The organism is Microbacterium sp. (assembly GCF_031988965.1).
Classification (GTDB): Bacteria; Actinomycetota; Actinomycetes; order Actinomycetales; family Microbacteriaceae; genus Microbacterium.
Genome location: NZ_DALZXX010000122.1, coordinates 1,157 through 8,717, shown reverse-complemented (window position 1 = coordinate 8,717; position 7,561 = coordinate 1,157). Strand labels below are relative to the sequence as shown.

The following is a 7,561-nucleotide window of genomic DNA, read 5'->3' as shown; positions in this document are numbered from 1 at the left end:
CGGGCGTCGAGCACCGCGAGCTCCGCGGCGTCGCCGTGCGCACCGCGAACGGCTCGGCGCACGATGTCATCGCCCGCATAGGCGGCATCGGAAGACGCGGCGTCGTCAGCCGCCTCGGAGCGCGTGCGCAGCGTCTGCGCCAGTGCTGCGATGCGTCGCACCGCGTCCTCGACCCGCGCGCGCGGGAGAGAGCCGTCGCGCAGCGCTGCCACGATCCCGTCGCGTGCGGCGAGGAAGTCGCGAAGATCCTGATCAGGGTGGGTCTCGCGCCCGGGATTCGTGGGATTGCCGATGCAGAGCAGGTCGGCACCCGCGGCGAGCGCGCGGGCCGCACCCGCGCCGATACCGACGGTCTCGCGGATGGCCGCCATGTCGAGCGCGTCCGTGATGATGACGCCTTCGAAGCCCCAGTCCCTCAGCATCCCGAGGACGCGCGGGTTCAGCGTGGCGGGTTCGGCGCCCCACGCGGGGACGACGATGTGCGCCGTCATGATGGTGTCGACGCCGGCCGCGACCGCAGCGCGGAAGGGCTCGAGGTGCACGCGCTCGAGCTCGTGGACGTCGAGGGAGATCTCCGGCAGCGCGTGGTGCGAGTCCACATGGGTGTCGCCGTGCCCGGGGAAGTGCTTCACGCAGGCGGCGACGCCCGCACGCTGCAGCCCCGTGACCTCGGCGACCACGTGCCGGGACACGAGATGCTCGTCGCTCCCGAAGGAGCGGACCCCGATCACGGGGTTTCGAGGGTCGGTGTTCACGTCGGCGACAGGACCGAGCACGACGTCGCCGCCGATCGCGCGGACGCGTCGTGCGAGCTCGGCACCGGTCGCCTCGGTCGCCGCGACGTCGTCGACCAGACCCAGCTGTGCAGCCCCGGGCAGCGTCGAGCCCGTGCCCGACTCGAGACGGGTGACGCTGCCGCCCTCCTCGTCGATGCCGATGAGGGCTGCGGGGTTGGCCGTGCGGATCTGCTCGCTCAGCGCCTGCAGACCGTCACCGACGTTCTGCCCGAAGTAGACGACCCCGGCGAGTCCGTCGCGCAACGCGTCGAGCAACCACTCCGGCGCCTCCGTGCCGTAGAAGCCCGGCCAGAGAACGCCGTTCGCGAGACGCTCGAGATCGTCGGTCATCCCTTCACCGCTCCGGCGACCATGCCTGCGGACAGGCGTCGCTGCACGATCACGAAGAAGATCATCACCGGGATCGTGATGATCGTGGAGGCGGCCATGATGCTGCCCCAGTCGTTCGAGTGCAGGCCGAAGAAGGACTTCAGACCGATCGACACCGTGTACTGGTCGGTCGCGCTGCCGAGGATCGTCATGGCGAAGATGAACTCGTTCCACGCCGTGATGAAGCTGAAGATGCTCGTCGCGACGAGACCGGGCATCACGAGCGGCAGCAGGATCGACCGGAACATGCGCCACCAGCTGGCGCCGTCGATGTACGCGGCCTCCTCGAGCTCCACGGGGACGGCAGCGACGAAGCCGCGCAGCATCCAGATGCCGAAGGCGAGGGAGAGCGCCACATAGACGACCATCAGACCCAGGATGCTGTTGAGCAGCCCGAGGCTCTTGACCTGCAGGAAGAGCGGGATGACGAGGGCTTCCAGCGGAACCATCTGGACGATCAGGATCATCATCAGGATCGTCGTGCGGAACTTGAACTTGAAGCGCGCGACGGCGACCGCGGCGAGCAGGCAGACCAGTGCGCTGACCAGAACCGTCACCAGAGCGACGATGGCCGAGTTGCGCAGGTAGGTGCCGAAGCCGCCGTCGGTGAGGACGTACGCGAAGTTGTCGAACGTGAACTCCTGCGGCAGCAGCGACTGACCGCCGCTGGACGCCTTGGCATCGAACGCGCTGGAGACCATCCAGTACACGGGGAACAGCGTGAAGATCAGGACCGCGGCGATCGCGACGCCGGTGCCGACACGCGACATGACAGACGGGCGGGGATTCACAGCTCGTCCTCCTTCATGAGGGAGCGGATGTACACGATCGTGATGCCGATCAGCACGAGGGTGAGCAGCACGGCGAGCGCAGCGCCGAATCCGTAGCGGTTCTGGCCGAAGGACTCGACGTACGACCAGACGCCGAGGTTGAGCACCGAGCGGTTGCCGCCACCGCCGCCGGGCATCAGATAGACCTGTGCGAAGACCTTGAAGTCCCAGATCGTCGACAGGATGATCACGACCGAGAAGACGGGCTTCAGGGTCGGGAAGATGATCTTCCAGAAGCGCATCCACGCGTTCGCGCCGTCGAGGGCGGCCGCCTCGAGCATCTCCTTCGAGACGCCGAGCAGGCCTGCGAGCACCGTGATCGCCACGAACGGGAAGCCGTGGTGCACGACGTTGAGCAGCACGATCGCGTAGAAGGACCACTGGTTCGTGAACCAGTTGACCGGGTCGTCCATCAGACCGAGGTCGGCCAGGACGCTGTTGAAGATGCCGCGGTCGGCATCGAAGATGAAGGTCCAGACGTAGGTGCCGGTCACCGCGGGCATCGCCCAGGCGACCATGATGCAGCTCGACACGATGGTGCGCCAGACCGTGCCCAGCTTCGCGAGCAGCAGGGCGACGAGCGTGCCGACCGCGACCGTGACGAACACGGCCACGGCAGCGAAGCCGACGGTGTTCGGCAGCACGACGGTCCAGAGAGTCGGATTGGTGAGCGCCTCGACGTAGTTGTCGACGCCGATCCAGTTGCTCTCTCCGGTGTTGATCTCACGCAGACCGTAGTCCTGCAGTGAATAGATGACGACCTGGACGAGAGGCCAGAGCATGAGCACCGCGAGGATGACCAGGCCCGGAGCGAGGAGGAGCCACGGCCGGGCCGTGATCAGCGAGAGTCCCCGCTTGTTCTGCGGCCGGCCGCCGGCCACGGAGGCGGAGGTGGACTCCGCCTTCGTGGCCGGCAGTGGCGCTTGCACCATCGACATGGAGGGATACAGCCTTACTGGTTGAGCAGGTCGGTCATCTCAGCAGCGGCATCCTTCGTCGCGGTGGCGACGTCCTTCTGTCCGCTGAGGATCGCCTGGATCATCGAGTTGGTCGTCTTCTTCGCCTGCACGGCGCCGAAGTTGGGGGTCACCGGCACGGATGCTCCGCCCTCGACCATCTGCTGTGCGAAGGGCGCGACGAGCGGGTCGGTCGAGGCGAGTGCCTCTTCCATCGCCGACTGGACGCCCGGGAAGTACCCGGTCTCATCAGCCCACTTCTCGGCGAACTCGCCCGTGGTCATGAGCTTGACGAACTCCCACGCGAGCTCGGGGTTCTCCGTGGTGTTGAACACGGACAGGTGCGAGCCGCCGAGCACGGACGGAGCGATGCCACCGTCTTCGCCGGGGATCACTGCGGCGCCGATCTTGCCCTCGAGGTCAGGGTTCGCCTCGATCAGAGCCTTGGGGGTCCACGAGCCGGAGAGCATCATGGCGACGTTGCCCTGCGTGAACGAGTCACGGAGGTCCGTCTCCTTCCAGGTCGTCGCTCCGGCCGACGAGAAGCCGTGCTCGGTCGCGAGTCCGGTGTAGAACTCGATTCCGGCCTGCGACTCCTCGCTGTCGAGCTCGCTGGTCCAGGTCTTGCCGTCGAGCGTCGCGACCTCTCCACCTGCACCCCACACCCAGGGGTAGACCTGGAACTCGGCGTCGCCCGCGACGGGGAACGGCAGCATGTCGGGCTTGGCGGCCTTGATGGCCTCGCCCGCGGTGACGATGTCGTCCCACGTCTTCGGGGCCTCGAGACCGAGCTCCTCGAACACGTCGGTGCGGTAGACGATCGAGCGGACACCCGCATACCACGGCATGCCGTAGAGCTCGTCGTCGTACGTGCCCGCGACCGCGAGGCCCTCGACGAGGTCGTCGCGCAGGCCCTTCTCCGCGTCGACGTACTCGTCGATCGGCTCGAGAGCGCCGGCGTCTGCGAACTCGGCGGTCCAGGTGGTACCTGTCTCGGCGATGTCGGGGGTGGTGCCACCGGCGATCGACGTCACGAAGCGATCGTGAGCGTCGGCCCACTGGATCTCCTCGATCGTGACCGTCGCACCGGTCTCCTCCTCGAACGCCGCGGACACCTCGTCGTAGAACGCGCTCGCGTCGGGGTTGGTGCCCTTCATGATCCAGACGGTGAGCTCCTGGCCCTCTCCGTCTGCAGACCCGCCGCCGTCGGTCGCGCCACCGGCGCAGGCCGCCAGGCCCAGGGTGGCCACGGCGCCGAGCGCCACGACCGGAAGAATGCGCTTATGCATCAGGGATCTCCTCTTTGAACGTCCTGGTGGCTTCGGGAACCCACCCGGTTAGGAAAAAGTATTCATCACTAACTAATTCCCTGCAAGTTATTCCCGGAAACGTCACGTGGCCGTAACATCGGCCGTCTCGGGCCCTCTGCGGGCGGTGTCCGGGCCGTCCCTCCGGCGCCCGCGAGCCGCGTAGTCTCGAGGAATGGGACGGACACGAGCACGCGACGCCGAGCATCCGCACGCACGGCTCGACCACGGCGGAGAGGCCCGCGTCATCCCGTCGGAGTTCACGAGCGGCTTCGAACTGGTCGTCGACGGCACCCCTCAGTCGCATGTCGACCTCGACGATCCTACGCACCTTCACTTCGAATACATCGTGCGCATGGGCGCCGTGATCGATCAGCTCCCCGCCGGTGCGCTCACGGCCGTCCATCTCGGAGCGGGCGCGCTGACCATCCCCCGCTACATCGAGGCGACGAGGCCGGGTTCGCGCCAGCAGGTCATCGAACTCGAAGCGCCGCTCGTCGCGCTGGTGCGGGAGCCCCTGCCACTCCCCCGCGGTGCCGCCATCCGCCTGCGCATCGGCGACGCGCGCGAGGGAGTGCATCGGCTGCCCCCGGCGATCATCGGAAGCTGCGACCTCGTGGTGTCGGACGTCTTCTCCGGAGCCCAGACCCCCGCGCATCTGACCAGCATCGAGTTCTATCGCGAGATCGCCGAGCTGCTCGGCCCCGCGGGAGTGCTCCTCATCAACGTCGCGGACGGACCGGGGCTCGCGTTCGCCCGACGACAGGTGGCGACGATCGCAGAGGTGCTGCCCGAGGTCGCGATCCTCGCCGACACCCAGGTGCTCAAGGGACGGCGGTTCGGGAACCTCGTGATCGCCGCCTCCGCCGGTCCCCTGCCCACGGAGTGGCTCCCCCGGATGCTCGCAGCAGGCCCGCATCCCGCGAAGATCGCCCGGGGAGCGGAGGTCACGGCGTTCGTGCAGGGAGCGCGCGTGGTCACGGATCAGGATGCCGTGGCATCCCCCCGCCCCGACGCCTCGCTCTTCCTGCGCTGATCCGCACGGATGCGGATGCGGATGCGGGCGACAGGGGCGTGCCGACACCGGGACCGGGCACTCTCGGGGCAGACTGGTCGAGGGGACGCTGCGGAAGGAGAGCAATGAGTTTCATCCGAGGATACGACCGGGAGAGTCTTCGCGAACTGGTCGATCTCGATGAATGCGCGGCGCGACTCGCGGAGATCGAGGAGCAGCGCAGTCTTCCCGCTCTGCTCGAGCGCGTGTGGCTGCTCAAGGTGCTCGGTCGTCTCGACGAGTCCCTCGCTCTCGCCGACACGACAGTGCGTCAGGCGCGCATGGCCGGCACCCGCCGAGACGTGCTGCGTGCGCGCGTGCTGCACGCCACCGTCCTGCAGTACCGGGGAGCGCATGCCGCCGCCGAGCAGGAGCTCGCGACCTGCGCGTCGGAGGCCGAGGGCCAGCGCTGGCTGTCGATCGCGGCCTTCGCGTACCAGCACCACGGCAAGAACGCCTACGAGGCCGGCGATCTCGAGACCGCTCGGGAGAGCTTCAAGCAGTCGCTGTTCCTGCGCCGTGAAGCCGGTGCCGCCGACAGCGAGCTCGAGACCGTCCTGCTGGCCATCGAGGCCGTGGAACGACGCCGCCCCGCGGCCCTGTCCCTCGGCTGACGCCGGGATGCTCCGCGATGTCGGCGGCATGGCTTAGCCTGAGCGCATGGCGGAACTTGACCGGGTGCGGGTCTGGGGCGAGGCACTGATCGCACTGCACCTCGACGACAGCTGGTCCTTCGGCTTCGATCATGCGAAGCGTCGTGCGGGCCAGTGCGACTACACGAAGAAGCGCATCACCGTGTCGCGCTATCTGGCCGCTCGCTTCGATGACGACGACATCCACCAGGTACTGCTGCACGAGGTCGCACATGCCTTGGCGGGGCATGCCGCTGCGCACGGCCCTGCCTGGAAGCGCGTGGCTCGCGATCTGGGTTACGTCGGCGGCACCACCCACCACGGCGAGACCGCCGTCGAGCTCGCGCCGTGGGTCGGCACCTGCTCCGCCGGTCATGTCACGTATCGGCACCGACGGCCGTCGCGCCCGACGTCCTGCGCGCGATGCTCCCGCACGTTCGACGCCCGGTATCAGTTCACCTGGTCCCGGCGAGAGATCACGGCCGACGTCCGCCTGGCCGCGCAGATGTCGCGCTGAGGAGTTCAGCGCTGTTCGGGCTCCGACGCTGATCCGCGCTCGTGCTCGGCCTCGGTCGCGTGTTCATCGTCGAGTGCCCGGTCAGCATCGATTCCGCGGTCGCCCTCTGCGACGGGATCCGGTTCCGCTGCAGGGTCGGCCGACACGGCCGCGCGCCCGGCACGACGACGACGCATCAACGCCGCCGCAGCACGCCACCCGATCAGGAGCACTCCGAGCGTGATGGTCGCGACGATGATGAACGCGACCTGAGCGGTGTCACCCGAGGCGATACGCAGCAGCATGCCACCCGCGACCGTCACGACCCAGACGACCGCGCCCCAGGCGAGCGCCCACGGACGGCGGGGTCGACCGGGCAGCAGCGCGGCGATCAGGTGTCCGACCACCAGGGCGACGAGGAACGGCCACGCCGTGATCAGGAATCCGGCCGGGTTCTCGTCATGAGACGCGCGACCGATGGCCGCGAAGACGAGGACGAAGACCGCATCGAGGAGGAGAGCAGGGACGTACCGCATGAACCGACCCTACGTCGTGCCTCCCGTATCCGGCGGCGGCCACCCGGCCTGTTGCCGACTGCCCCGTCGTGGGCAGTCGGTGCCTGTCAGGGACGGGCGCCGATCCGACTAGTCGAACGCGACGAACACCCCGTCGCGCAGGATCGGCACCGTGTCGATGGCGTCGAGCTCGGCCGCGGCGGCTGCCGACGTCGGGGGGACGCCGGCATCGGTCATCCGTGCCGTGGCCGGAACACCGTCAGCGATCTCGCGCGCCGACCCGCTCGCGCTCACCATGTGACGCAGAGCCCTGCGGAGCGCCCGGAACCCCTCGGCCGCGACCGCGGCATCCGGAGCCGTGTGATCGATGCCGAGATCGGTCAAGGCGTCGATCACGGCGCCGGCACCGAGCTGGTCTTCGACGGCGAAGCGCCCCGCGCCCGCGGCGTCGGCCTCGCCCGCTGCGATCACGGCGACCGACGTTCGCGCCTGACGGCGGTTCTGCAGGGTCACGACGGCACGGGCGACGGCACCGGCGTTGCGAAGACTGCCCAGCAGCACCGTCGTCTCATCCACGGCGGCCGCGGCCGCCGCCACGGCAGCGC

The 7,561-nt window shown here is 68.6% G+C and carries 9 protein-coding genes; 3 read left to right on the top strand and 6 right to left on the bottom strand.

Going from position 1 to position 7,561, the window contains the following annotated elements; genetic code table 11:
* From RTM68_RS14990 to RTM68_RS14975, 4 genes are all read right to left on the bottom strand, one after another.
* On the bottom strand, positions 1-1,127 hold a 1,127-nt coding region (locus RTM68_RS14990; protein WP_312172392.1), incomplete at its 3' end, for a glycoside hydrolase family 3 N-terminal domain-containing protein.
* Complete coding sequence (locus tag RTM68_RS14985; RefSeq protein WP_312172389.1) at positions 1,124-1,957, bottom strand: carbohydrate ABC transporter permease; 834 nt, start codon at positions 1,955-1,957, stop codon at positions 1,124-1,126. The genes RTM68_RS14990 and RTM68_RS14985, both read right to left, overlap by 4 nt.
* Positions 1,954-2,934, bottom strand: a complete 981-nt coding sequence (locus tag RTM68_RS14980) for a sugar ABC transporter permease (protein WP_312172386.1) — start codon at positions 2,932-2,934, stop codon at positions 1,954-1,956. The genes RTM68_RS14985 and RTM68_RS14980 overlap by 4 nt, the downstream gene beginning before the upstream one ends.
* 14 nt (positions 2,935-2,948) lie before the next feature.
* Entirely contained in the window at positions 2,949-4,241 is a 1,293-nt protein-coding gene (locus tag RTM68_RS14975) for a sugar ABC transporter substrate-binding protein (RefSeq protein ID WP_312172384.1), read from the bottom strand.
* Positions 4,242-4,434: 193 nt separating this feature from the next.
* On the opposite strand from RTM68_RS14975, the gene RTM68_RS14970 reads away from it, so the two are divergent.
* The 3 genes from RTM68_RS14970 to RTM68_RS14960 all read left to right on the top strand — a co-directional run bounded on the left by RTM68_RS14970 (position 4,435) and on the right by RTM68_RS14960 (position 6,462).
* Positions 4,435-5,295, top strand: a complete 861-nt coding sequence (locus tag RTM68_RS14970; protein ID WP_312172381.1) for a fused MFS/spermidine synthase — start codon at positions 4,435-4,437, stop codon at positions 5,293-5,295.
* 104 nt (positions 5,296-5,399) lie between these two features.
* Positions 5,400-5,927, top strand: coding sequence for a hypothetical protein (locus RTM68_RS14965; protein ID WP_312172379.1), 528 nt, complete (start codon positions 5,400-5,402; stop codon positions 5,925-5,927).
* A gap of 46 nt (positions 5,928-5,973) precedes the next feature.
* On the top strand, positions 5,974-6,462 hold the full coding sequence (locus tag RTM68_RS14960; RefSeq protein WP_312172376.1) for a SprT-like domain-containing protein: 489 nt from the start codon (positions 5,974-5,976) through the stop codon (positions 6,460-6,462).
* Positions 6,463-6,467: 5 nt separating this feature from the next.
* Here RTM68_RS14960 and RTM68_RS14955 read toward each other — a convergent pair whose 3' ends face one another.
* Positions 6,468-6,977 carry a DUF3054 domain-containing protein gene (locus RTM68_RS14955; RefSeq protein ID WP_312172373.1) on the bottom strand — a complete coding sequence of 170 codons (510 nt, stop codon included), beginning with the start codon at positions 6,975-6,977 and terminating at the stop codon, positions 6,468-6,470.
* Between the two features lie 108 nt (positions 6,978-7,085).
* Positions 7,086-7,561 (bottom strand): 2-phosphosulfolactate phosphatase (locus RTM68_RS14950; protein WP_312172371.1); only part of this gene is annotated, 476 nt, incomplete at its 5' end.